The following is a 25,036-nucleotide window of genomic DNA, read 5'->3' on the forward strand; positions in this document are numbered from 1 at the left end:
AAATCAATGTACGCATTAACAAATTGTCGTATTTATACAGGTTATGAAATTCTTGAAAATCACGCTGTTATTATCAACGGAGATAAAATTGCACAGATCTGCAAACAAGATGAATTACCTGTGGATATTAAAATTGAAAATTTACAAGGTGCAATGGTTGCACCTGGTTTTATTGATATTCAAGTCAATGGCTGTGGTGGGGTGCAATTTAATGAAACGCTTGATGCCCTAAGTATTGAAACATTAGAAGCAATGCAAGCAACAAACCTAACTTATGGATGTACAAGTTATTTACCGACTTTAATTACATCAACTGATGAATTTATGATAAAGGCGGTTAAAGTGATGCGTGAATATTTAGCCACGCATGCCAATCAAGCACTTGGTTTACATCTTGAAGGTCCTTATATTAGTACAGAAAAGAAAGGGATCCATGATGAAAATATTATTCGTCAGCCTTCGCAAGAAATGATTGATTTTCTATGTGAAAATGCTGATGTCATTAAAATTATTACCTTAGCACCAGAAAAAGTTGAAAGTCATTTTATCAAACAACTGGTTAACGCAGGTATTCATGTTTCTGTTGGGCATTCCAATGGTCATTATGATGATTGTCGTCGCGGATTTAACGATGGTATTCGTTTAGGAACTCACCTATTCAATGCCATGCCTTATATTTCTGGACGAGAACCGGGCGTAGTTGGTGCAATTTATGATGAACCTGAAGTATATGTTGGCATTATTGCTGATGGTCAACATGTCAGTTGGGCAAATATTCGCAATAGTCACAAAATTAAACAAGATCATTTAATCTTAATTACCGACGCCATGCTACTTGCTGGCTCTAATTTAGAATCTGGCATATTTGCAGGTAAAACCATTTATTATAAAAATGGTCGCTGTGTGGACGAAAAAGGCACTCTTGGTGGTTCAGCATTAACCATGATTGATGCAGTAAAAAATGCTGTGGAATATGTAGGCATTGCATTAGATGAAGCGTTAAGAATGGCGACACTTTATCCTGCCAAAGCAATTGGTGTGGATAAACATCTTGGTAGTATTAGTGATGGTAAAATTGCAAACCTTGTTATCTTTAATCGTGACTTTACGGTAGTTAAAACGGTTGTTAATGGAGAAATGAATCGCTAGAATATCAGATAATTAATGAAAAATATTGAGTAATATATGACATTTAATTATCTGAACTTAGTTGGTAATGCTGAATTAATCAAACAGCTAAATTATGCAATGATTTATCGTTTGATTGTTCAGCAAGCGCCTGTTTCTCGTATTCAATTGGCCGAAATTAGTCAATTAGCACCAGCAAGTATTACTAAAATAACCCGCCAACTTCTTAAAAAGAAATTAATTAAAGAAGTCGATGCCCAGCAATCAACAGGGGGACGACCTGCGGTTTCAATTGAAGCTAAATTTGGACACTACCAAGCCATTGCTGTGCAATTAAGCCGTTCTCATGTCACCATTGAGCTTTTTGACTTAGGGGCTAAATGTCTTGCGTCAAACACATATCCAATTACCAATTTTACCCAACGAAAAGTACAAGAATATTTAATTACATTGATTAAAGAATTCATTGAGGAAAATAGAAAAAAAATAAAACATTTAGTTGCAATATCCGTTGTACTTCCTGGCTTAATTGATTCTGTCAATGGCGTTATCCGTTATACGCCACACATTCAAGTGAAAGAGTGGGCTTTAGCCAAAGTCCTACAAGAAAAATTTAATGTATCTATTTTCTTAGGTAATGATATTCAAAGTTTAGCATTAGCTGAAAGTTATTTTGGATCAACACAATATATTGATGATTCAATTTTAATTCGTGTACACCGTGGTGTAGGCTCTGGCGTTATCGTTAATCAGCAACTACTTACAAACCATAATCAAAGCGCTTGCGAAGTTGGGCATATTCAAGTCGATGCATTAGGTGAACGCTGCCATTGCGGTAATTTTGGTTGTTTAGAAAACCGTGTAGTGAACAAAGCCATTGAATACCGAGCTAAACAGATGATTGAACAAGGTTATGTATCCAAATTGACAGCCAAGCACTGTGACATCAATCATATCTGTCAATACGCCAATCAAGGTGATGAGCTAGCTATAAAACTAGTTAAAGATGCTGGTGAAAACCTTGGCAGAGCAGTTGCAATTATGGTAAACATATTTAATCCCCAACGAATCGTATTAGCCGGTGAACTCACCAAGTCGCCCGAAATACTATTAAACGCAGTCAATAGTGCATTAAACGCTCAAAGCTTAGAAGATTTACGCAAAAACCTGACTATTACTTGCTCATCACTTAATGATAGATCGGCAATTGGGGCATTTGCACTAGTGCAGCAAGCTTTATTTAATGGATCGTTATTAATGACATTATTAGACGATACACAACAGTAATCTATTGTGATAAAAAATAAAGCCCGACCAATTAATCGGGCTTTGCTATTTTATTTCTAAATTTAGGCTAAAATGCGTAACATTCTTCGTAATGGTTCAGCCGCACCCCATAATAATTGGTCACCCACTGTAAAAGCGGAAAGATAATCTTTACCCATATTCAATTTACGTAAACGCCCAACAGGTGTAGTTAACGTACCTGTAACCGCTGCAGGAGTTAATTCTCGCATTGAAATTTCTCGATCATTAGGAACGACTTTTACCCAATCATTGTGCGCAGCAAGAAGCTTTTCAATTTCTGGCACACTAATATCTTTTTTCAATTTAATCGTAAACGATTGACTATGACAACGCAAAGCTCCAATACGGACACAAAGTCCATCAACAGGAATAATCTGACTTGTTCCCAAAATTTTATTGGTTTCGGCTTGTCCTTTCCACTCTTCTTTACTTTGTCCATTATCTAGTGCTTTATCGATCCAAGGAATTAAACTTCCTGCAAGTGGCACACCAAAATTATCTGTAGGTAAACTACCATCACGCATTTTTTGTGTCACTTTACGCTCAATATCCAAAATAGAGGAATGCGGATCTTGTAGCTCTTTTGCTACTTCGGCATTTAACATACCCATTTGAGTTAATAACTCACGCATATGGCGAGCACCACCACCAGATGCCGCTTGATAAGTCGAAACAGAAACCCAATCTATAAGATTTTCAGCAAATAACCCACCTAATGACATTAACATCAAACTAACCGTACAGTTACCGCCAACAAAAGTTTTAATACCTCTATCTAAAGCTGCATAAATGTTAGCTTTGTTTACAGGATCAAGAACAATAATTGCATCATCTTCCATGCGTAACGTTGAAGCTGCATCAATCCAATAACCCTGCCAACCTGTTGCGCGTAATTTTGCATAAATCTCAGAGGTATAATCACCACCTTGGCAAGAGACAATAACATCTAATGCCTTTAAAGCATCAATATTATTTGCGCTTTGTAATATACCTGTTTTTCCACCAAAAGTTGGGGCTGCTTGACCAGCTTGAGAAGTAGAAAAGAAAATAGGATTGATATAATCAAAATCATGCTCTTCAACCATACGTTGCATAAGCACAGAGCCCACCATTCCACGCCAACCGACAAAACCAACATTTTTCATAATTTATTTCCAATAAGTAGAGGTTATATAAAGCAATATTTTTATCTATTAAAACAAAATATCACCATAAAACAAGTAAGATAAGAATTATTTTTACATAAGAGTAAATAATAACGTGGTGTTATATATTGAAAGACAAAACAACGACAATAACAAACAAAAAACAAATCATCATCTATACCAAATACTTTTTCTGAATAATTTCATTTATTATTTTAAAATGTTGATTAATTTTATTTTTTAAATGATCGGGTTATTAGCCGACTTATTTATAATAGCTTATATGTCTCTAACACTTTCTTAGCTGAAATACTTCTTCGTGCGTGTTGGTACAAACAGAGTAAAAAAGTTGTCTATTTTTTATGAATAAAGAACATAATAAAAAACACAAAAGAGAAATAAAGAAACAAGAAAGAATAAAAAAACTTGAAAAGAACTCAAATAAATAACTTAATCATAAAATTAAAATGATTGTTAACTTAGCGCATATGGATATATGACAAAGATGTAAACATTATTAGGGCATATTATAGAATTTGGTGACAGAATTAACTGTCACCTATAAATAGAAAATACACAAAATATAGGATGAAATCAGAAATCCTCATCCTGACTTTTATTATCCATTATTGAAACAATGTTATATCGCTCAATACTTTTTACCGATACATCAATTACTTCTGATAGCAAATCATTCAATTTATTTCCGTCATCATTTCTTAATGTAAAAGTTGTCAATAACATTGGAATATTAACACCCGCTATGACTTCTAATCGAGGATATTTAGAAACCAAATTAACCAACGTATTAAACGGTGTCCCTCCTTTTAAATCAACAAAACATAAAACATTAGAGCTTTCACGGGTTAACTTTTCTAACTTCTGCTCAATCTGCTGTTGAAAATCATCTAAAGATTGCCCCATTAGAAAAGGCACTGCTTCACATTGAGTTTGTTTACCGCAAATCATTTCAGCTGTTTCAATCATGCTATTAGCTGTAGATCCATGAGTGCTTACTAATACTGCAATCATTGATATTGCACCCCTTAATAATCCAAACAACGATAATAACGACGAATTGTCATTGGATGACGATTTAAATGCTCAACATATGCATCAATACGATTATTAATAGCTCGAAAAACAAATGGAGAAAGATTGCCGCGATATTTTTCTGATATACCCGGCAATTCGTAGTCTTTAGTATCAATAATGGTGTAATTCCCACAAATTTGAGGTAAAAACCTTGCAACCCTTTCACTTAATGGGCGCTGAGTATCTTCACCAACATAAACAGTAACTGCGGTATCACGATCGATAACTTCTAAAGTACCATGGAAAAATTCGGCTGATTCAATGGATTTTGAGCGTAACCAATGTTGTTCTTCCCAATAACACATTGCATGTGAATAAGTCGCCCCCCATTGATTTCCTGCTCCCACAAAATAATGCATCGCATCATTATGATGTTTTTCAGCAACTTCTTGTCCAAATTTATCAGCTTTTTTGGCTATAGCGACGATATTTTTTGCAAAATGTTGATCCATTTGTTGATAAAATTCATCATAATCAGAAAATTCATCAGCTAAAAACATTAAACGATCAGCAGCCATAAAGAATTTTAATTGCTCATTCATTGGGTAAGAGATAACATGATCAGCCATTTTACCTAATGGGGAGTCAGCTTTATCCAAAAAAGCTAAAACCGTAGCGCCAACTTCTTTTTGAATCTTATCGATAGCTTGAACTACCTCTTGGGTTGAGCCTGTAACAGATGAAATAATAATCAATGTATCTTTAGTAATTCTTCTATTACCTGTTACTAAGTATTCCGCTGCATGTTGAATAAAAGTTTCAATAGCTGATTTTTCTTTCATGTGTACAACTGCTTGCATTGAAGATGCATAAGTACCACCAATACCCAACCAACAGACATTGCTATAACCACGTTTGTGGATTTGATCGATAAATTGATTGATTTTTGGACGCAAAGCTAATGCGCCATTCATGCTGTCTAGTTCTTTTTGTTCATCAAATTTTCTCATTTTATAATCCTCTTAATTTTAGATTTAGTTATTTGGTCAAATTCCGGGTATGTTGATTTTTCAAGATTGTGTCCTTTTAATTGTGATACTTGATAACTTAACAAGTGAATAGGTATTGTCATAAATAACGAAGTTAACAATTCATCACATTCAATATTTAGGCATAAATCCCCCGCTTTGAAGCGACTGGTAGTGTTTGCATAAATGGTTGAAATATTGGAGACATATTGCTTTAAAAATTCTTTTAAAGATTCCGCCCGTTGTGTTAGTCGCCCATGAGGTTCAATAAAAATAATACAATCATCCGTATGTAGACCTAGGTATGGACCATGCATATACTCTTCTAGTTCTTTACCAAAAGCAGTATTTCGTACTGTTTCTGTGAATTTGGTCTCTCCTTCTCTGGCTACACCATAAGTTGCACCATAACCAATCAAGATCACTCTTTTGGAATGATAAAAAAGATCTTGATTTTGATTTACCCAAGCCTGTGATTGTTTAATGATTTGTGGTAGTGACTGAGTTATTTTTTGTATCTGATTAAAATATAATTCAAATTGCTCTTGATTTATTTCCCCTATTTTTTGACCAATAGTTAACGTGATTAATATTAAATCGAGAATCGTTACACTATAACCAGCACTTACATAAGGCATTTCTTCAACAGGCATTCCCATAGATAACACATGGTTGCTTACCTGATATAATGGGCTTTGTGAATTACTGGTAAGTGTGTAAATAGTTTGATTATTATGAACAAATTGTTCAACCAAGTGAATAGTTGAGTAGCTTTCTCCCCCTTGTGAAATAGCAAGATATAAGGTATTAAGATCACCATAGTGTAAGTAATTGGCTGCCATTGATGGATCTTCAATATAGACAGGTACCTTTAATAATTTGCTCATTAAAGGTCTTGCACCATAAGCGGCATTAGCACTTGAACCTGTTGCAAATATAACAATTGCGTTAAGTTGTTTAACTTTACTTAAATCAATGGTATTGCCAAATAATGTTTGATGGTTATTTAAAATATTTTGATAATATTCAGGTTCTAATGCGACATAATCTGCGATACTTTTCATTTTTTCTCCTTACTAGCCTAATAATCCACTCCAAGCACCAAAAATACCAATAGCAGCAATTAATAAGAGAATCCAGTGGGCTTTAATCCCTTTTTTGACTAACACAAAGATAAATAGTGTAAAAAGTAAAGGTAAGATTTGTGGCATAACACCATCAAAAATATCTTGTAAAGATGAAGCGTTTGTGCCCGAACCTAATTTTAATGGCATATTTAATGTCACCATGGTGGCAACCATAGCCCCAACCACACAAAGTCCCAAAACTGATGCGCCATAGGATAATTTATCCATTAGTCCAGTCTTTTGAACCTTTTCAATAAACGATGCCCCAATGTTATATCCGATTAATAAACCAAAATAACGTACTAACATTGCAGGAATATTAAAAATTAATAAAAATAAAAGAGGACCTAAAATATTACCTTCAAGTGCTAAAGAAGTACCTATTCCGGTCGCTATAACACGTAGTGTTCCCCAGAAAAATGAATCACCTAAACCACTTAATGGTCCCATTAACGCTATTTTGACGTCATTAACAGAGCTTTTATCAAAATTACTATCTGTCGCATTTTGTTCTTCCATAGCAATAGAAATTCCTAGAGGAAAAGTGATTAACCATGGTGTAATATTGTAGAATTCTAAATGCCGTTGATAAGCATCAGTTAATTCTTCTTTGTTATTGCTGTAAATTTTATCTAAAGCAGGACGCATAGCATAGGAATAACCTAAGTTCATTTGTCGTTCATAATTCCATGACCACTCAGCAGTAAAAGATCGCCAGAACGTCCTTGTTAATTCTTTATTGGTTATTAATTTAGAATTCTTCATTTTCATAATTGATCTCCTGTATACCTAAAGTGTCGCCAGTATTATTATTTAACCTTTGATTACCATCCTCTATTACGTCTTTTTTTCCATTAAATGCGGAATAACCTGTCAAAATTAGAGCAATACACGCACCGAAGATGGCCACTCCAGTAACAGGCACTTTCATATAAACAGCCAAAGTAAAACCAAGAACAAAGAATGTTACATTGGTTTTTTTTATCATTATTTTCATTAACATAGCAAAACCAAACGCAGGTAATAATCCTGTTGCTATACCTAAACCATCTATAATAAATTTAGGAATCATTTCTAATAAGTCATTGATAGCAGAACTGCCAAATAGATAAGATAATCCTACAACTAAACCAATTGGAAGATTAACAGAAAAAAATCCACCTAATAGATTCATTCGATCCATACCTTTACCATTACCTTCACATGCGTATTGATCGGCTTTATGAACAAAATAAGGAAGGATAAAAAGAAAGCATAAGTTTTTAACTAATAAAACAAATGAAGCAATCGGAATACCTAGCGTTAAAGCTATTTCCGTACTTTTACCTGCACCTATTGCAAAGGCGGTACCTAAAATACTCCCAGAGATAATTTCAGGGGGAATAGATGCCCCAATAGAAAACGATCCAACAAAAGCTAATTCTAATGTTGCCCCAATAATAATGCCTTGTGTGATGTCCCCCATGACTAAACCAGCCAAGGTACAAGTCACTAACGGTCTTGATAACATTGATGAACCTAAAAAATATTCACCGTTTGCTAACATCGCAATCAAAGCTAAAAAAATGGCTGTTAATTCGATACTCATTTTATGTACCCTCTAAACTATTTTTCAAATTTTTGCTTTAATTCATTTGGAACTTGTTGAATGTAGACATCAACTCCATCTTGTTGTAATCCTGTCAATAAATCTGCTTCTAGATCGGTTAGATTAATAGTTTTAGAATAATTTTTGGTTCCTTCTCGAGGTTTAGTTCCACCTAAATTGAGGCTTACTATTTTATCTTGAGTGTTTCGTATTAGTTTTTCAGCGTCAGCAACAGATTCAACAACAATTAGCATTTGATATTTGTCGGTTATACCTGAATTAATAGCGTCAATGCTGTCATCTATTGATTTCATCACTAATTTCGCATCTTCAGGCTTAGCTAAACGAATAGCAGACTTACGTAATTCATCACTTGCAACAATATCGTTAGCAACTAAAATAGTATTTGCTCCAACATTTTTGAACCATGAAACAACAACCTGACCATGCAATAAGCGATGATCAACACGTAATAATTTAATCATTGGTGTACCTCCTAGGTGAAATCGACCACATATTTAGTATTGCAGGCAAACTTATATTCAATGGCAATCGGTTCGCTATTAATATCAAAATAATGGTTAGAAATTTTAAATAATGGATCATTTATTTTGCACTGTAACTGTTTGGCTAATTCAGCATTGGCTGCAGTTAACTGCAAATCTTGTTCTAATTTATCTACTTTTTTCTTTCCTGAATTAGTAATTTCGAGCGGCGATAAAACTTTTATTATGGAAACTTGAAAGTCTGGGAAATAGCTAAGAGGCAATAAAAAAATTTCTTTCACTACATTTTTTTCAGAGACCTCTAAAAAGCTAATGTAATACATGAGTTCAGTAGGCTTTATTTTTAATAATTGACTATAATAGTTTCCTGCTTGCCTTAGGTAAGATTCTTTAATAACTTTCTTATGGTTTCCATAAATATGAGGTTTAATAATGCCTGTCATTTTTAGAATCGTTTTAGTGGAAAGAGTTGGTGCAACGAATAAACCAACACCTTTTTTCCTAACAACTAAATTTTTATCAACTAATATATCAATTGCTTTCCGAATAGTTGTTCTACTTACATCATAATCTTTTTGTAATTTCCCTTCTGGGGGTAATTCTGAACCTACGCCATATTGCCCTGCTTTAATTTGCTCCATTAAATGAGCTGCTATTTTTACAAATAAACTCATTTATATTTTTCCCCGTAATCAAAAATATTTTTAGCAGACAAATGATATCTAAATTTATTTCCTACTAAATATTGAACGGTATGTTCAAAAGGCTGAAAATTAATATCAAAACTGTAACTTGACACCTTATAAATCGGTGTACCTTCAATCAATTGTAAATACGTTGCTTTATCCTTGGTTACTACTTCATAAGTAATCTCTTCACGCCCATGGCTTGGAACAAGGTGGTAGTGATCTTTCAAAAACTGATAAAGAGAAACATTATTTAAATCCATTTGATCTAGTTTTTTGAACTTTTGGGATGATAAGTAGGTAATTTCATATGATAGTGGAATTTCACCTAATACACGCTGTCTTATAATTCTAGTTAATTGTTCATTTGAACCAAAAAATATTCTTAGTTCAGCGGGCATTGTAATGATTTTATTAGAAATGACTTTTATTTTGATTTGAGCATTATCAGCTTGTTTAACTTCTTCACTTAATGAAGACATTTTTAACATATTTATTTCAAAAGCTTTACTACATTCTAAATTTTTCCCATTATTGAATAAATAGCCTTCTAGCATTAAGCTATGTAATGCTTTTTTTACTGTTGTTCGACTAACATTAAAGTGTTCAGCAAGCCCTCTTTCTGTTGGTATTTTCTTAATAACAGACGGATTTGCTTTAATTTGTTCTTCAACATAAGTTTTAGAGGCAACATCACGATATTCCAAAGGCACTTCCCCCATTTTTTGGATTCATTTATCCAAAATGTGTATTTAAATCTACACAACAATCTGTGAAAAAGAAATAAAAAAATACATGTTACTAATTTTTAGTGCCAATATTGTTGCCTTGATCACAATTTTCAGTATCAATACACAAAATCATTAAGGTAAAAATAAAAAATGGTAGAAATACATAGTAACTTGAGATGGAATTTATAATATGAAGAGAATAAACAATATTTTGAATTATTTGTTAGAATATCAGCAATAAATCGATCATTTAGAAGACAATAAAACCCTACTAAAATAAATAGGCTTTTAATTTAAAATTGGTCGGCGAGAGAGGATTCGAACCTCCGACCCACTGGTCCCAAACCAGTTGCGCTACCAAGCTGCGCTACTCGCCGTTAGATGGGTGCTCTATTAAATGGGGTGGCTAATGGGATTCGAACCCACGACAACTGGAATCACAATCCAGGGCTCTACCAACTGAGCTATAGCCACCATAGAAGCAGGACAAAATATTACGCATAAAAAATAATATTGTCCAGTATAATTTTAAAAAAACACATCAATTGATTATATAAAAAGCGTTAGAAGTATAAAATTTGACAACCTTAAATGCTTCTAACATGATTGGATATTCATAAATATTAGTTTCATAATACTTGTTGTTTCACTTTTTATCTCCATATTATATTTATAAAATAATATTCGTTGATAAAATATTACATATGTTATTACGAATGTTATTTTGTATAACTTAGTTAAGAATTGAATGATATGATCTCCTAATAATCATTCAATTTCACTTATATTTTATTTTTAGTTTAAAATTTATACTGAAATGTATAGTTAATATGAACTTTTTTACGTAATTTGATAGTAAATTAAATAATCAGGAATAGCTTAAAATATGTAATATTTTAGTAAAACTACCTGACTTTTTTTTTATTATTGCAATAATGTAACTACCTAAAATTAGATAATAATGGCGATATATGATAAATATTTTATTAATTGATGATGATATTGAATTATCACAGATGCTTAGTGAATATTTGACTAATGAAGGCTTTAATATCAAAAGCGTTTATTTGGGTAAAAATGGCATCGATGAAGCATTGTCGGGTAAATATCGTGCAGCAATCTTAGATGTGATGCTACCAGATATTAATGGTATTGATGTATTAAAAAGTATCCGTCAACAATGTAATATGCCTGTTATAATGCTAACAGCCAAAGGCGATAATATTGATCGCGTCTTGGGATTAGAATTAGGTGCTGATGATTATATTCCTAAGCCATGTTATCCGCGTGAACTATTGGCAAGATTACGTGCTGTTTTACGACGATTTGACGAACGTTCAGTTGAAATGGTTGATGATAAAAAATACCATTTTAACGGCTTGACGCTGGATCTACCACAGCGATTATGTACTTGGAATGGACAAGTTATTGACTTAACATCCACTGAGTTTAATTTGTTAGTTCTATTGGTAAAACATAACGAACGTGTAGTAACAAAAGAAGAATTATCCGAAATTGGTCTTGGACGAGCACGAGAACTTTACGATCGTAGTGTAGACGTACATATCAGTAACATTCGTCAAAAATTACATCAAGTTGCACAAAATGATGTGACAATTGAAACGATTAGGGCTGTCGGTTACCGTATTCGTTAATGATCCAATAGGCTTGAAATGAATCATCGATTATTTTGGAAAATACTCATTATATTTGGGGTCATCTTTTATCTTACCTTCCAATTAACTTGGATTGCGTTTTCAATTTATGTAGAAAATAAAACGCAAAGATTCCTCAATCATATGCCGACAAAAGTCGATATGATTGCTCAGTTATTACATGTGGCGGGTGAAGATGAGACGCTTAATTTTATAGCACATTTACCTGAACAAGAAAGGAGTTTATTGTCAATAAAATTAGTTTCCCCTATTAATGAGCAAGTCAATATTTTAACCGATGAATTAGAAACACCAACCTATGCCTATCAACGCATGGCCGTAGCACCAGACGGCACACTTTATTCTATTTCATTTAAAGAGGATAAAGATGACCATAACAAAAAAGCGTTGTTTAATATGCCAATGCCAATTGTGTTAATGGGGATATGTGTTGGGCTTGTTTTTAGCCTTTTTTTGGCGTGGAATTTAACCAGGCCAATGAGGCTATTAAGACAAGGTTTTTTCAGAGTATCTCAAGGCGACCTTTCAGTTAGATTATTCAATAAATTAAAACCTCGTCGCGATGAGTTAAGTGAGCTAGGTAAAGATTTCGATATGATGGTTGAACAACTTAATATCTTAATCTCTGATCGTCAATCGCTCCTTCATGATGTTTCTCATGAACTTAGAACGCCACTGGCCCGTTTACAGTTAGCAATTGGGCTTGCTCAACAAAATAAGCAGAATATTGATACAGCTTTGGCTAGAATAGAATTAGAATCACAACGATTAGATCAGTTAATTGGTGAGATTCTAAATTATTCTCGTGCTGAAATGAATAATCGTACTGATGAATATTTTGATTTAAAAGCCTTAATAAGTGTCGTTATCAACGATGCTAACTACGAGGCTAATCACCAATTAATTGATGTACATTTCACTTCATCATCAATTACTCATTCAATTGTTAAAGGCAATTCAGAACAGATACGCCGCGCAGTTGAAAATATTATACGAAATGCAATCCGCTTTTCAAAATCAGGACAAGCGGTAGAAGTTTCTTTAAAAGAAACAGGCAAGTATTTACAAATTGAAGTTAAAGATCGTGGACCTGGTGTTGAAGCAAATAAATTATCCAGTATTTTTGAACCGTTTGTCCGAATTCAGTCACCTCAATTAGGTAAAGGCTATGGTTTAGGGTTAGCAATAGCCAGAAAAACCGTCATTATGCATAACGGTACTATCCAAGCAACAAATCGGGATGGCGGTGGGCTTATTGTAACAATTTGCTTGCCTTATTGGAGAAATCTTTAACTCTACTGTTAATAACAGTCGGCATTAACGGTCAATACATACTCTTTCACAAGGCTTTCTAGTTTAATTTTATCGTGACCAGTGAAGTTTAAGATCCTCATGATTGCATCTGGATCACGCTCTAATATAGATTTATATTGCGCAATATATTGACTAGAAATAGGCTGGTATGACCAGTGCCATTCTTCAAGTTGATATCCGCCGCTTCTTCCGCTATTAAATGCTTGGCAAAATCCATATTTGGGTAGATTCGCTTGAAGCCATTTATAAAGAATAATACCTTTTGGGTCATTTCTAAAATATTCCGAAGAAACACTAGTAATATCGACATCAGTTCCCCAGTGATGACGGGAAGTACCTGGCATTGATGAATATTTTAAAATTTCTTCCGCAATTTTTTGAGGATCATTAAATTTAGCAGACAATGCATCCCATTTCCGTTGCCAAATTCCACTTTGGTAAGTGTAGTTACGTGTTGCACTTACCACAATAAAAGGGATATTTGGATACTCTTTTTTAAAGTCTTTAAATGCTTTTACTAGCTGCTCTGCTGCTTCTTTTTGTAGATACATTCCCTTTTTATTAACAGGCAACTCAGTTGAGTCTAATGTAATAAAATCCTTGTCCTTTTTTTCATCAAATTGTCCTGTTAGTTTATTTAATGATATTGTTTGCGCCATAGTAGCAGTCGAACATAAAAGTAACGTTAATGATTGAATTAAACAAAGAATGGTTTTTAATTTTGTTGATTTACCTTTCATTTTAAATATTACATCTATTCTTTAATAGCAAGATAAGGTGAAAAACAGTATAATCTTTTTTCTAAAAATTGAAATAGCCATAATGTGTAAAAACGAGGCCTTATGTCAACACCATGTACACCCACTATGTCTGCAAGTTGTTCAGACTCTCCAAACGCAATGAATTTAACTACAATGAATCCAAGTAACGAAAAAATAAATTTACTCAATTTCACACGCCAACAATTAAGAGAGTTCTTCGTTTCACTCGGCGAAAAACCATTTAGAGCTGATCAGGTGATGAAATGGATCTATCATTTTGGGATAGATGATTTCGATCAAATGACCGATATCAATAAGAAACTACGAGAGCAATTAAAAACTTTAGCTGAAATTAAAGCTCCGAAGATTGCCATAGAACAACGTTCGTCTGACGGTACAATAAAATGGGCTCTTGATGTGGGTAACAACCAATTGATTGAGTCTGTTTATATACCTGAGCGAGATCGTGCTACATTATGTGTTTCTTCTCAGGTTGGTTGTGCCTTGGAGTGTAAATTTTGCTCAACTGCTCAACAAGGATTTAATCGTAATTTAACTGTTTCTGAAATTATTGGCCAAGTTTGGCGTGCATCAAATGCTATTGGGGTAACGGGTAAATTAGCTGATAGACCTATAACCAACGTAGTGATGATGGGAATGGGCGAACCACTACTTAATTTATCTAATGTCGCTCCCGCAATGGAAATTATGTTAGATGATTTTGGCTATGGTTTATCCAAAAGGAGGGTAACACTCTCCACTTCGGGCGTAGTTCCTGCCTTAGATAAGCTTGCCGGTATGATTGATGTTGCATTAGCCATTTCACTTCATGCTCCAAATGATAAGATTAGAAGTGAAATTATGCCAATAAATCAAAAATATAATATGGCAATGTTACGTGATTCTATTTTGCGTTATCTTTCTACTTCAAATGCTAATCATGGCAAGGTAACAATTGAATATGTGCTACTTAATCAAATTAACGACAGTGTTGAACATGCCCATGAACTTGCTACATTTTTAAAAAATGTGCCAAGTAAAATTAATTTGATTCCTTGGAATCCGTTTCCTGGTGCGCCTTATTCACGTTGCTCAAATACTCGTATTGACCGTTTTATGAAAACATTAATGGGATATGGATTTACTGTCATTGTCCGTAAAACACGTGGTGATGATATTGATGCCGCATGCGGCCAATTAGCTGGCGAAGTTGTTGACCGTACTAAAAGAACACTTTATAAAAAACAAAATATTGTCCAACAAATAGCATAAAAATAAACCTTTATAAAGAAAGGAAAGATAGATGAAAAAATTGTTAATGTTATTTAGCTATTTTTTGATAATAATGCTGTCTGGTTGTCAAATGAAAAGCAACGATGAATTTAACCCAGAAAAAGCAGCTTTAGCAAGAATGCGACTTGGGCTAGGTTATCTTGCTAAAGCAAATGAGTCAGAAGAGAATATTAAAGCAGCACATTATAATCTAAAATTAGCAGCGCAATACTCACCAGACAACCCTCAAGTCATGTTGGCGATGGCAATGTTTGATCAACATGTGGGTGAATATAACGAAGCCGAAATGATTTACAAACGTATTACGTTAATGCAGCCAGGTAATGGATTATATCATGTACATTATGGTTCTTTTTTATGTGGTCTGAATCGTTATCAAGAAGCAAAAGCACAGTTTGAACAAAGTATTGAGTTAGATCGCCATCGTTGGAAAGCTGATGCTTATGAGCAATATGGTTATTGTGCTATCCAAAATAATGATAAAAAAACAGCTGATTTAATGTTTAAACAACTTTTCCAGTATGACGGAAATAGACGAGATAATGTCAAAAAAGCAGCTGCAATTTATGAAAAAAAGGGGGATACTAAAATTGCAAATTATTTGTTTTCAGTAACAAAAGAATAAGTCACAAACAATTATTATTTAAACCGTTAATATCACTATAATTTTCAATAAAAGTATATGTCATGAGCTTTTGGGCTATTTTGTTATTAGCATTGGCAATGTCAACCGATGCCTTTGCAGTTGCTATTTGTCGAGGGATTTCCCTTAAATCAATACCATTCATTGACGCATTAAAAGTCGGTATTTTATTTGGTGTTGTTGAGGCTATTACACCTTTACTCGGTTGGTTAATTGGTTATATTGCACTGCAATATATCGAACAATGGGATCATTGGGTTGTTTTTGGCGTCATGTTATTTTTAGGACTTAACATGATCTATAATAGTTTCAAACAGACTGATGATAATTGTCAAGAAAATGAAGTTGCATCATCAAAAAAATCTTTTTTGATGTTAGTTTTTACTGCTATATCAACCAGCATAGATGCATTTGCTGTTGGTGTTGGATTGGCACTCGCTAGTGTCAATATCTGTTTTGCTGCAACAATGATTGGGATTGCAACCTGTTTAATGGTCACCTTCGGATTATTATTGGGCAATAAAATGGGATGTTTAATTGGTAAGCGAGCTGAATTCTTAGGGGGGCTAGTGCTTATCATGATTGGAACAATAACACTTTATCAACATCTATCTAATTAGCCCTTCTCTGGTTTTTATCTTGCCGAACTTCTTATTTTAAAGAGGATTCTTATAGCGTTATCATATGCCCTTAAAGTAAACCCATGGTAATGTAGAATAAAACTGTTACCTTTGCTGATAACAGTTTGTGGAAAACATCTCTATTTTACATCTTTTTAAATTTTACAAAATGTCATATCAAAACTACGAGTCTGCTGATTATAAACTGCTTGGAATACACCTTTATCATTAGGATTTTGTAAAATATGATTTACGATAAATGGCCTAATATTAGTTTTAATATAACCAGGCAATCCCCGAGCACCACGAATTAAATCGTAATGATCATGACAAAATGCACTTATACAAGAATCTGATATCTCTACAGTAAAACCACGAGGCTGATATGCTTGATTTAGCTTATCTATTTCGCGTCGAATAATCTGCTCAATAACCTCCATAGGAAGACGTTTAAAATGGAGAATATTTTCACGTCCATTAAATCGATTAAGCAGTTCAGAACGATAAGTATTATTAAGTTCATTTGTCGCTAATTCGCGTGCAGCTTCATCTGAAAGGTTGGGATCTAAGTAGTAAGGTTGTCCAATATTTGAAGTCATAATAATCATAATATCAGAAAAATCTACTGTTCTACCAACATTATCAGTTAACCGCCCATCCGATAAGATCTGTAAAAAGATATTAAATACATCAGGATGTGCCTTTTCGATTTCATCAAATAGATAGATACCAATAGGTTTTGATCTAACTGAGTTAGTTAAGATACCACCAGCTTCAAATCCTTCATATCCAGGGGGAGCCCCAATCAATTTAGCAACTGCATGTTTTTCCATGTATTCAGACATATCAAAACGAACTAATGACTTTTCATCACCATAGACATATTTAGCTAACGCTTTAGCCATTTCAGTTTTACCCACTCCTGATGGTCCTAAAAATAGGTAAGACATTGCAGGGCCGGGTTCTTCTAAAGCATCAACCTTAGCAACTTTTACTGAATTAGCTACATGTTTGACAATACTATCCTGACCAAAAATTCTTGATAATAAATTTGCCTCCAAATTAATCAAGTTTTCAACTTCATTTTCATCCAGTTTGTTTGCAGGTATTCCCGAAACTTTACTAAACTCAATGATTACTTCTTGGCGATTAAGTCGCAAGTCTTTATTGGCTAGCATGACCAATTTCTGGTGTCGTTCGTTATTTTGAGCAATTTCGGTATCAATTTGTCGAATCTTTTCTTTCAATTTAGCTACTGAAGGAGAATCAAATCCGCCAGCCGTAAACTGAGCAAACGTTTTTACAGTAGTCGGCTGTGAATTATTGTTGTTATCCTCTTCTTCTTGCAGCTGAGTGATTTCATCTTGCAATTGAAAGCGTAATGTTTCAGCATCACGTTGATATTGATAAGTTTTATTAATTTCTGACTTCAGTTCATGCCAATCTTTCTGCCATTGTTCAAGTTGTTGTTGCAAATCTTGCCGTTCTGTTTCATTGTTACTTTTTGCAATTTTATCCATTAATTCAACAATTTTAGGATGCTGTTTATGCGTAAGTTGTCGGTAACTAGCCAGTGCGCGATCAAGTAACGAAATCGCTCTTTGAGGTTGTGCTCCACCTAAGCCTAAACTATCGCGATATTTACTAGTTAAATGTATCGCTTCATCAATAGCACCTTCATTAATTTGAATTTTATGATGATCAGAAAGATCTTTTGCAACCACCGAAACAATATTTTTCAAATCATCACCAACCGGCTCTTTAACATCGTAAAGCGTGTAAAGTTCTGGCATTTTCGTACTAGCTTTTAATACACTACTCAGTTTATCGTCTCGTACCTCCAAAATAACTTGAAAATTATTTGATTTATCGGCGTTATTTAACGCATTAATAAAATGAGCATTACCAGTATTATGTGCCCCCTCTAAAAAATTAGCTGTATCGGTAATAATTAACACAGATTCAGGCGTTTGCATTAACTTTTTTAAGATACTTTGAAATTCATTATTAATCTTAGCACTATCACCGCTCGAAAAGAGCGCATCGCAATTCAACCAAAATAATTTTTTTACAATCAAATCAAATGGTGTATCTGGACTATTTTTAATAGCCTGTAAACCAAGAGTAAGCATTGAAACACCTACCCCTGCTGGTCCTGTTAATAAAAGTGAATTTGATGATTTTCGAATTAGAATAGATGATATTCGTTCTAAATCATGTTCCCTACCTACTAAGGTAAAATTAGGATATTGCGCTAAATATTCACGCCCTCTAACTAACAACATTATGCGTTCCTTTATTACAGTTTAAAGGGTGACGTTGTGCCACTAGTGCTTTCTTTTTTAGTTTCAGATTTTTCTGATAAAACATCTCCTGTCACCGCAATAAACTCTCTCGTATCACTTTGAACGTCTTTAGACATTTTTTCAATTTCTTCTAAATTCGCACGCATTGTTTCTAGTGCTGAACGAGTGATTTCAGTCGCTTCTTTTTGGGTATCACCAAATTCTGCTAGGTTTTGTAGCATAGCCTCTAAATCGTTATTAATTTCATCACGCCCAGTTGCAATTCGAATTGCTTCATTTTTTGCAATATCATTTGTAACTCGAGTCATTTCGGCTAAAGTATTACCTGCCATTGATTGTGCCTCATTAATCGCTGCTGAGTTAACAGCAGTTACCACAACACTAAGTTGTGAGGCCACCGATGCAATACCTCGTGAATGCATTGCTCTTGCACTTTCAACTTGTTTTTTCGTTGCTGCTTGCATATTGCGAATTTTGATGGCTTCTGTTGTTAATTCGCCATAGGTCTGCATGGTATCAACCGTGGCAGTTGACACAGTGTCGATATGTTCATCTAAATTGCGTCTAGCCTCATCAAGCTTCATTGACTCTAACAGATTATCACCAACATCTTTATTTTCAAGCTCTTGTCTACGTTCCCTATGTACTTTTTCAACTTTTTTAGTGGCTTCGTTCATAATGGCATAAATTTGTATCATATTGCCATTATTGTCACTAAGCCCTTCAATTTGTTTAACCATTTTTTCCAGATGATTACGAATTGCACCAAAACGTTCTTTGCCTTGATTAACAAATTTTAACGCTGATTCAACCATATCTGCTTGGCGCAATGTATGCTGTTCTGAAGTTAAATTCAGCAACTCTTTTAATTTTTCAACATCCAGTGATTCCGTACGTTGCTCATGGCGTTGTGTAATTTCTGTTTGGATATCATTTAACACTTTATTCTTATTTTGGATTTGTTCTCTTAACTGAGTGATTTTTTCTTCATTAAGATCAATTTTTTCTTTTGATAAAGCCTTAATTTTCCCAAAACCAAAGAATGTTTTATCTTGCTGCAATAAAACTATTTCTTTTTGTAGTCCTGATATTTGTTTTTCTATATTTGTAATTTCGCCTTGCACATTGGTTTTTTGCGCAGCCTTTTCTTCATCCCACTCTTGATCGGCTTTGATTTGAGCTAAAGCATTTCGAGTTTCACCATTTTGGCGTAAGTTATACAGTGCATCAGTAAGCTCGGTAAGGGGTTTTATTTTTTCAATAAAGTCATTAAGATCATTATTAAAATCCGCATAAACTCTTTGTAACTCAGCAAATACTTCGGTATCGGTCATCTCGATACGTTGCTTAGACATCTCTTCTGAAATGGATTGCAAATATTCTTTAAATGTATCAAATTCTTGAATTTTGGCTCGATCAGCCTCTTTATTATCAGTAAATTCTAAAATGTGAGTGACTTCTTCTACTTTTTGTTCAAGAGAAAGACTATCTGAAAAAATAACTTTAAAAAAAGTATTTTCTTTAATTTTATCAAGCGGATTTTCTACTTTAACTGCTTTTTGTCGCTGTCTAACCGAATAATCACTCTGTTCAGTAGTGGCCACTTTTTTTCTTGAAGATACATTCATTATTTCTTTCCTTATTATATTATTTGTTTCTATATTTACTGATTATTTACCGACTTTAAATCCTATTTCAAATAAAAAAGATAAATCGTGAAATACAAATTTATTCTTAAAAAGATAAGTTTCATCTTTTCATGATGTTATTATCTATTCAACATTTTATTTTGACAAGTGAAAACAGTTATTAATGCTAGAAAAGAAAAGAATTTATAAAAAAAACCACTCGCATAACCGAGTGGTTTATATTGAAATGTATCTGTTGTACTGACGCGGAAATTACATCATTCCACCCATACCGCCCATGCCACCCATACCACCAGCGGCACCTAAATCAGCTTTATCATCTTTAGGTAAATCAGTTACCATACATTCAGTTGTAATCATAAGGCCTGCAACTGATGCAGCATATTGTAATGCACTACGAGTAACTTTAGTCGGATCTAAAATACCCATTGCAATCATATCGCCATATTCTTCTGTAGCAGCATTATAACCATAGTTACCTTTACCACCTTTAACAGCGTTAACAACAACTGATGCTTCTTCACCACAGTTAGTTACGATTTGACGTAATGGTGCTTCCATTGCACGTAATGCAACTTTAATACCTACGTTTTGATCTTCGTTAGCACCTTTAAGGTCTAAAATTGCTGATGCTGCACGAACCAAAGCAACACCACCACCAGCAACCACACCTTCTTCAACAGCAGCACGAGTTGCATGTAAAGCATCTTCTACGCGTGCTTTTTTCTCTTTCATTTCAACTTCAGTGGCAGCACCGACTTTAATTACAGCAACACCGCCAGCAAGTTTTGCAACGCGTTCTTGAAGTTTTTCTTTATCATAGTCAGAAGTTGACTCTTCGATTTGTTTACGAATTTGTTCAACACGAGCATTGATTAATGACTCTTCACCCACACCATCAATAATAGTGGTGTTGTCTTTATTGATAACAACACGTTTTGCTTGACCTAAATCTTCAAGTGTTGCTTTTTCAAGTTCTAAACCGATTTCTTCTGAAATAACAGTACCAGCAGTTAAAATTGCAATATCTTGTAACATTGCTTTACGACGATCACCAAAACCAGGCGCTTTCACCGCAGCAACTTTAACAATACCACGCATAGTGTTAACCACTAACGTTGCAAGTGCTTCACCTTCAACATCTTCAGCAATAATTAATAGTGATTTACCTGCTTTAGCAACGGCTTCTAGCACTGGTAATAATTCGCGGATATTAGATACTTTTTTATCGGCTAATAAAATATATGGATTGTCTAATTCTACTGTTGCTGTTTCTGGTTTGTTAATGAAATATGGAGATAAGTAACCTCGATCAAACTGCATACCTTCAACAACATCAAGTTCATCTTGTAAACCTGTACCATCTTCAACAGTGATAACACCTTCTTTACCAACTTTCTCCATTGCTTGAGCAATCAAAGTACCAACAGTTTCATCAGAGTTAGCTGAAATAGTACCTACTTGGGCAATCGCTTTAGAATCAGCACAAGGAGAGGATAATTTTTTAAGCTCTTCAACAGCAGCAACAACCGCTTTATCAATACCACGTTTTAAATCCATTGGGTTCATACCAGCAGCAACCGCTTTCAAACCTTCGTTAACAATTGCTTGAGCAAGCACAGTCGCAGTAGTTGTACCGTCACCCGCTGCATCATTTGCTTTAGATGCAACTTCTTTAACCATTTGTGCACCCATATTTTCGAATTTATCTTCTAATTCGATTTCACGCGCAACAGAAACACCGTCTTTAGTAATAGTTGGTGCACCAAATGATTTATCTAATACTACATTACGTCCTTTTGGACCTAAAGTTACTTTAACTGCATCAGCTAATACATTAACGCCTTTAAGCATTTTAACGCGAGCGTCATTACCAAATTTTACATCTTTAGCTGCCATTTTCGTCTTTCTCCTAAATTCTGTATATAAGTTAAACTAGTTACTAATTATGCTTGAACAATGGCTAGAATATCGCTTTCTGATAAGATAAGCACTTCTTCATTATCGATTTTTTCTGTTTTAACGCCATACCCTTCATTAAAAATTACGATATCGCCAACTTTAACATCTAACGGCTGAACTTGGCCATTTTCTAAAATGCGACCATTACCCACAGCTAAAACCTCACCACGTGTTGATTTACCTGCTGCTGAACCAGTTAACACAATACCACCAGCTGATTTTGATTCTACTTCTTTGCGTTTAATGATCACACGATCATGCAATGGACGAATTTTCATTAGTTATCTCCTAGCACTAATTTTCAAATAGATAATTATTAAAAATAAATCATAAAATTACGATTTTATAATATTGTTCACTTTACATGGGGATTATTTCAAACTCTTCAAGAGGATAAAATAAAAAATTTTTTAATTGACTATTTATTCATCATCCTTATATTTAAACTCACCCTCAATAATATCATTATTTTGGTAAAGTGTTTGTGACGATACAAATCTCGATTTAATCGGCATTTTTCGCACAATAAACTTCACAATATGCTCTTGAACGTTAGGTATTAAAAGAACAGTTCCTAAAATATCGGTCAAAAAACCCGGAATAAACAATAAAAAACCAGCGAAAAGCAAGGCAACACTTTTAATGATTTCATCTTTAGGACTTTGTTTATTTGCTATTTTTTGTTGCATAATACTAAGATTTTTCAAACCTTGAGTCTTGACTAATGAAAAACCAAGAATAGACGTTGCAATAATACAAATTAAAGCGAGGAAAACCCCAATTGTATTTGCAACTGCAATGAAAAAACTAACCTCACAATAAACGTAAATAAAAAAAATAATAAAACCAATAAATCGCATATAACAATTCCTATAAGCATAAAGACATATTATTAGAAACTAGCTATTAATATGAAGGTGATTAGCTATTTTTCAATCAAACAATATATTTTTTTTAAAATATATTACAAAAAGGATTGACTGATAATCACGAATCGTGTTTAATGTGCATCCATTGTTGCCCGGATAGCTCAGTCGGTAGAGCAGGGGATTGAAAATCCCCGTGTCCGTGGTTCGATTCCGCGTCCGGGCACCAATCACCAAATTCTAAGACCTGCTTCTAGCAGGTTTTTTTATACCTAAAGCCTTTTCAGATAAGCCTTTCACCTTGTTTCACTACTCAACCGAATTCAACTGGAATTACCCCAAATCAAGAGGAAAATCGGATACAAACCCGGATACATTTGGTTCGATAATGGCGTGTATCCATAAAATAGCTTTAAAGCCTTTGTTTGCAAGGGTTATGGAAGAATGCTTGCATTTAATTTATGCTGTAGAAATTACTTGCGTTGTTTACTGTAATTTGAAAAACTAGAAGATATTTATTTGTCGGCATTGATGATTTTTCATGCTAGCTCTATGCAGACATTTACCCTGATAAATCCCAATTTAGCTCGGTGTAACTATCCCCTAAAATAGTACAGCAAAAAAGTAGAAAATTCTCTATGATAAAAGTAAAAGGGGATTTAAATATGAAAAAAATGACTGAACATCAAATCGTCGCTATTTTAAAAGAAGCTGAAGCGGGTATTCCCGTTAAAGAACTGTACCGTAAATATGGCATGGGTAATTCAACTTTCTATAAATGGCGGGAAAAATACGGCGGCATGGAAACTTCGGACATCAAACGCTTAAAGGAGCTGGAAGCTGAAAACCGCAAGCTTAAGCAGATGTTTGCCGAACTGAGCTTAAAATCCCAGCTTCAGGAAGAAATTATAAAAAAGCTTTAGTGCCCACAAAGGCACGTAAAACGTGGGCACAGCAACTACAACAAAATCATTCAGTTACTATTGCTATGAGTTGTGCCATTGTTGGCTTAAGCCGTTGTGCTTACTATTATCAACCTAAGTTACAGGATGATTCGGTGATTATTTCGGTGTTGAATGCTATCACAGACCGGCATTTACGCTGGGGCTTTCCTAAATGCTTTAATCGTATCAGAAAGCTCGGCTATAAATGGAACCATAAACGAGTGTATCGGGTGTATTGTGAGTTGAAACTTAATATTAGGGCTAAACGTAAAAAACGTATCCCCCCACGAACACCAGAAAAGCTATTGGTTCCTAATAAACAAGGTGAATGCTGGTTAATGGATTTTATGAGTGATAGTATCCGTAATCAACGCGCTTTAGGACCTTCAATGTCATCCATGACTTTAATCGTGAGGCATTAGGTATTGATATTGCAGTAAGCTTACCGGCAGGGAGAGTTACTCGTTACTTAGATAAACTGGGCTAAATCACATGATATAGCCATTGATTATATAGAGCCCGGCAGCCCATATCAAAACGGGTATATTGAACGATTTAATCGCACAGAGGTATTAGATTTATATTTATTTAATAATCTGGAACAAGTAAGAAAGGTAACCGAAGAATGGCTAACCAGTTATAACACCGAAAGACCTCATGAAGCACTAAATAATATGACGCCTATTGAGTATAAAACACTAAAACAAGCAGCATGATTTT

At 34.2% G+C, this 25,036-nt stretch carries 22 protein-coding genes, 3 tRNA genes and 1 pseudogene; 9 read left to right on the plus strand and 17 right to left on the minus strand.

What is annotated here, in order from left to right:
• Nucleotides 1-6: 6 nt before the first annotated feature.
• Complete coding sequence (gene nagA, locus GQ598_RS02270) at nt 7-1,149, plus strand: N-acetylglucosamine-6-phosphate deacetylase (RefSeq protein WP_160402177.1); 1,143 nt, start codon at nt 7-9, stop codon at nt 1,147-1,149.
• Between the two features lie 36 nt (nt 1,150-1,185).
• Complete coding sequence (locus GQ598_RS02275) at nt 1,186-2,415, plus strand: ROK family protein (RefSeq protein WP_160402178.1); 1,230 nt, start codon at nt 1,186-1,188, stop codon at nt 2,413-2,415.
• 62 nt (nt 2,416-2,477) lie between these two features.
• Here the strand turns inward: GQ598_RS02275 and asd are convergent, their stop codons facing one another.
• The 11 genes from asd to GQ598_RS02330 all read right to left on the minus strand — a co-directional run bounded on the left by asd (nt 2,478) and on the right by GQ598_RS02330 (nt 10,756).
• Nucleotides 2,478-3,581, minus strand: a complete 1,104-nt coding sequence (gene asd / locus GQ598_RS02280; protein ID WP_160402179.1) for an aspartate-semialdehyde dehydrogenase — start codon at nt 3,579-3,581, stop codon at nt 2,478-2,480.
• A gap of 594 nt (nt 3,582-4,175) precedes the next feature.
• Nucleotides 4,176-4,613, minus strand: coding sequence for a PTS sugar transporter subunit IIA (locus GQ598_RS02285; protein WP_160402180.1), 438 nt, complete (start codon nt 4,611-4,613; stop codon nt 4,176-4,178).
• 14 nt (nt 4,614-4,627) lie between these two features.
• The gene (locus tag GQ598_RS02290; protein ID WP_160402181.1) at nt 4,628-5,626 is read right to left on the minus strand and encodes an SIS domain-containing protein; all 999 of its coding nucleotides are present in this window, start codon (nt 5,624-5,626) and stop codon (nt 4,628-4,630) included.
• A complete protein-coding gene (locus GQ598_RS02295) occupies nt 5,623-6,708 on the minus strand; it encodes an SIS domain-containing protein (protein WP_160402182.1) in 1,086 nt (361 codons plus the stop codon). The genes GQ598_RS02290 and GQ598_RS02295 overlap by 4 nt, the downstream gene beginning before the upstream one ends.
• Nucleotides 6,709-6,720: 12 nt before the next feature.
• Nucleotides 6,721-7,542 (minus strand): PTS system mannose/fructose/sorbose family transporter subunit IID, encoded by an 822-nt coding sequence (locus GQ598_RS02300; protein WP_160402183.1) that lies wholly within the window; start codon nt 7,540-7,542, stop codon nt 6,721-6,723.
• Nucleotides 7,523-8,359, minus strand: coding sequence for a PTS sugar transporter subunit IIC (locus GQ598_RS02305; RefSeq protein WP_160402184.1), 837 nt, complete (start codon nt 8,357-8,359; stop codon nt 7,523-7,525). The genes GQ598_RS02300 and GQ598_RS02305 overlap by 20 nt, the downstream gene beginning before the upstream one ends.
• A gap of 17 nt (nt 8,360-8,376) precedes the next feature.
• Nucleotides 8,377-8,844, minus strand: a complete 468-nt coding sequence (locus tag GQ598_RS02310; RefSeq protein WP_091348080.1) for a PTS sugar transporter subunit IIB — start codon at nt 8,842-8,844, stop codon at nt 8,377-8,379.
• Nucleotides 8,845-8,855: 11 nt separating this feature from the next.
• The gene (locus tag GQ598_RS02315; RefSeq protein WP_160402185.1) at nt 8,856-9,539 is read right to left on the minus strand and encodes a GntR family transcriptional regulator; all 684 of its coding nucleotides are present in this window, start codon (nt 9,537-9,539) and stop codon (nt 8,856-8,858) included.
• Entirely contained in the window at nt 9,536-10,273 is a 738-nt protein-coding gene (locus GQ598_RS02320; protein ID WP_160402186.1) for a GntR family transcriptional regulator, read from the minus strand. The genes GQ598_RS02315 and GQ598_RS02320 overlap by 4 nt, the downstream gene beginning before the upstream one ends.
• Nucleotides 10,274-10,582: 309 nt before the next feature.
• A tRNA-Pro gene (locus tag GQ598_RS02325) sits at nt 10,583-10,659 on the minus strand.
• A 21-nt stretch (nt 10,660-10,680) separates the two neighbouring features.
• A tRNA-His gene (locus GQ598_RS02330) sits at nt 10,681-10,756 on the minus strand.
• 500 nt (nt 10,757-11,256) lie between these two features.
• Between GQ598_RS02330 and GQ598_RS02335 the strand changes: the two genes are divergently transcribed.
• A complete protein-coding gene (locus GQ598_RS02335; RefSeq protein ID WP_091348191.1) occupies nt 11,257-11,937 on the plus strand; it encodes a response regulator transcription factor in 681 nt (226 codons plus the stop codon).
• A gap of 18 nt (nt 11,938-11,955) precedes the next feature.
• Nucleotides 11,956-13,251 carry an ATP-binding protein gene (locus GQ598_RS02340; RefSeq protein WP_091348089.1) on the plus strand — a complete coding sequence of 432 codons (1,296 nt, stop codon included), beginning with the start codon at nt 11,956-11,958 and terminating at the stop codon, nt 13,249-13,251.
• An 8-nt stretch (nt 13,252-13,259) separates the two neighbouring features.
• On the opposite strand, the gene GQ598_RS02345 is transcribed toward GQ598_RS02340, so the two are convergent.
• The gene (locus GQ598_RS02345) at nt 13,260-14,012 is read right to left on the minus strand and encodes a D-alanyl-D-alanine carboxypeptidase family protein (protein WP_160402187.1); all 753 of its coding nucleotides are present in this window, start codon (nt 14,010-14,012) and stop codon (nt 13,260-13,262) included.
• Nucleotides 14,013-14,138: 126 nt separating this feature from the next.
• On the opposite strand from GQ598_RS02345, the gene GQ598_RS02350 reads away from it, so the two are divergent.
• From GQ598_RS02350 to GQ598_RS02360, 3 genes are all read left to right on the plus strand, one after another.
• On the plus strand, nt 14,139-15,305 hold the full coding sequence (locus tag GQ598_RS02350) for a bifunctional tRNA (adenosine(37)-C2)-methyltransferase TrmG/ribosomal RNA large subunit methyltransferase RlmN (RefSeq protein WP_160402209.1): 1,167 nt from the start codon (nt 14,139-14,141) through the stop codon (nt 15,303-15,305).
• A 31-nt stretch (nt 15,306-15,336) separates the two neighbouring features.
• Nucleotides 15,337-15,951 (plus strand): tetratricopeptide repeat protein, encoded by a 615-nt coding sequence (locus GQ598_RS02355; protein WP_160402188.1) that lies wholly within the window; start codon nt 15,337-15,339, stop codon nt 15,949-15,951.
• Between the two features lie 62 nt (nt 15,952-16,013).
• Nucleotides 16,014-16,589, plus strand: coding sequence for a manganese efflux pump MntP family protein (locus GQ598_RS02360; RefSeq protein ID WP_160402189.1), 576 nt, complete (start codon nt 16,014-16,016; stop codon nt 16,587-16,589).
• A gap of 155 nt (nt 16,590-16,744) precedes the next feature.
• Here GQ598_RS02360 and GQ598_RS02365 read toward each other — a convergent pair whose 3' ends face one another.
• The 5 genes from GQ598_RS02365 to GQ598_RS02385 all read right to left on the minus strand — a co-directional run bounded on the left by GQ598_RS02365 (nt 16,745) and on the right by GQ598_RS02385 (nt 23,366).
• The gene (locus GQ598_RS02365; RefSeq protein ID WP_160402190.1) at nt 16,745-18,874 is read right to left on the minus strand and encodes an AAA family ATPase; all 2,130 of its coding nucleotides are present in this window, start codon (nt 18,872-18,874) and stop codon (nt 16,745-16,747) included.
• A 14-nt stretch (nt 18,875-18,888) separates the two neighbouring features.
• Nucleotides 18,889-20,523 (minus strand): hypothetical protein, encoded by a 1,635-nt coding sequence (locus GQ598_RS02370; protein ID WP_160402191.1) that lies wholly within the window; start codon nt 20,521-20,523, stop codon nt 18,889-18,891.
• A gap of 273 nt (nt 20,524-20,796) precedes the next feature.
• Nucleotides 20,797-22,443, minus strand: a complete 1,647-nt coding sequence (groL, locus tag GQ598_RS02375; protein WP_160402192.1) for a chaperonin GroEL — start codon at nt 22,441-22,443, stop codon at nt 20,797-20,799.
• Nucleotides 22,444-22,490: 47 nt separating this feature from the next.
• Complete coding sequence (locus GQ598_RS02380) at nt 22,491-22,784, minus strand: co-chaperone GroES (protein ID WP_034915350.1); 294 nt, start codon at nt 22,782-22,784, stop codon at nt 22,491-22,493.
• Nucleotides 22,785-22,928: 144 nt separating this feature from the next.
• The gene (locus GQ598_RS02385) at nt 22,929-23,366 is read right to left on the minus strand and encodes an FxsA family protein (protein ID WP_160402193.1); all 438 of its coding nucleotides are present in this window, start codon (nt 23,364-23,366) and stop codon (nt 22,929-22,931) included.
• Nucleotides 23,367-23,525: 159 nt separating this feature from the next.
• Here GQ598_RS02385 and GQ598_RS02390 point away from each other — a divergent pair.
• Together GQ598_RS02390 and GQ598_RS02395 are read left to right on the plus strand one after the other, a co-directional pair.
• Nucleotides 23,526-23,601: transfer RNA gene (locus GQ598_RS02390), tRNA-Phe, on the plus strand.
• Nucleotides 23,602-24,010: 409 nt separating this feature from the next.
• Nucleotides 24,011-25,032: pseudogene (locus GQ598_RS02395) on the plus strand (IS3 family transposase).
• The last annotated feature ends 4 nt before the right edge of the window (nt 25,033-25,036 follow it).

This window comes from Gilliamella sp. Pas-s95, assembly GCF_009795795.1.
GTDB lineage: Bacteria > Pseudomonadota > Gammaproteobacteria > Enterobacterales > Orbaceae > Gilliamella > Gilliamella bombicola.

Excerpts from the sequence above, each read along its gene's own strand:
- GQ598_RS02380 (WP_034915350.1), bottom strand. The coding sequence starts at position 22,784 with ATGAAAATTCGTCCATTGCATGATCGTGTGATCATTAAACGCAAAGAA.
- GQ598_RS02370 (WP_160402191.1), bottom strand. The coding sequence starts at position 20,523 with ATGAATGTATCTTCAAGAAAAAAAGTGGCCACTACTGAACAGAGTGAT.
- GQ598_RS02350 (WP_160402209.1), top strand. The coding sequence starts at position 14,139 with ATGTCTGCAAGTTGTTCAGACTCTCCAAACGCAATGAATTTAACTACA.
- GQ598_RS02385 (WP_160402193.1), bottom strand. The coding sequence starts at position 23,366 with ATGCGATTTATTGGTTTTATTATTTTTTTTATTTACGTTTATTGTGAG.
- GQ598_RS02355 (WP_160402188.1), top strand. The coding sequence starts at position 15,337 with ATGAAAAAATTGTTAATGTTATTTAGCTATTTTTTGATAATAATGCTG.
- GQ598_RS02315 (WP_160402185.1), bottom strand. The coding sequence starts at position 9,539 with ATGAGTTTATTTGTAAAAATAGCAGCTCATTTAATGGAGCAAATTAAA.
- groL (WP_160402192.1), bottom strand. The coding sequence starts at position 22,443 with ATGGCAGCTAAAGATGTAAAATTTGGTAATGACGCTCGCGTTAAAATG.
- GQ598_RS02340 (WP_091348089.1), top strand. The coding sequence starts at position 11,956 with ATGAATCATCGATTATTTTGGAAAATACTCATTATATTTGGGGTCATC.
- GQ598_RS02300 (WP_160402183.1), bottom strand. The coding sequence starts at position 7,542 with ATGAAAATGAAGAATTCTAAATTAATAACCAATAAAGAATTAACAAGG.
- GQ598_RS02275 (WP_160402178.1), top strand. The coding sequence starts at position 1,186 with ATGACATTTAATTATCTGAACTTAGTTGGTAATGCTGAATTAATCAAA.
- GQ598_RS02290 (WP_160402181.1), bottom strand. The coding sequence starts at position 5,626 with ATGAGAAAATTTGATGAACAAAAAGAACTAGACAGCATGAATGGCGCA.
- GQ598_RS02365 (WP_160402190.1), bottom strand. The coding sequence starts at position 18,874 with ATGTTGTTAGTTAGAGGGCGTGAATATTTAGCGCAATATCCTAATTTT.
- GQ598_RS02360 (WP_160402189.1), top strand. The coding sequence starts at position 16,014 with ATGAGCTTTTGGGCTATTTTGTTATTAGCATTGGCAATGTCAACCGAT.
- GQ598_RS02320 (WP_160402186.1), bottom strand. The coding sequence starts at position 10,273 with ATGGGGGAAGTGCCTTTGGAATATCGTGATGTTGCCTCTAAAACTTAT.
- asd (WP_160402179.1), bottom strand. The coding sequence starts at position 3,581 with ATGAAAAATGTTGGTTTTGTCGGTTGGCGTGGAATGGTGGGCTCTGTG.
- GQ598_RS02305 (WP_160402184.1), bottom strand. The coding sequence starts at position 8,359 with ATGAGTATCGAATTAACAGCCATTTTTTTAGCTTTGATTGCGATGTTA.
- GQ598_RS02295 (WP_160402182.1), bottom strand. The coding sequence starts at position 6,708 with ATGAAAAGTATCGCAGATTATGTCGCATTAGAACCTGAATATTATCAA.
- GQ598_RS02345 (WP_160402187.1), bottom strand. The coding sequence starts at position 14,012 with ATGAAAGGTAAATCAACAAAATTAAAAACCATTCTTTGTTTAATTCAA.
- GQ598_RS02285 (WP_160402180.1), bottom strand. The coding sequence starts at position 4,613 with ATGATTGCAGTATTAGTAAGCACTCATGGATCTACAGCTAATAGCATG.
- GQ598_RS02310 (WP_091348080.1), bottom strand. The coding sequence starts at position 8,844 with ATGATTAAATTATTACGTGTTGATCATCGCTTATTGCATGGTCAGGTT.
- nagA (WP_160402177.1), top strand. The coding sequence starts at position 7 with ATGTACGCATTAACAAATTGTCGTATTTATACAGGTTATGAAATTCTT.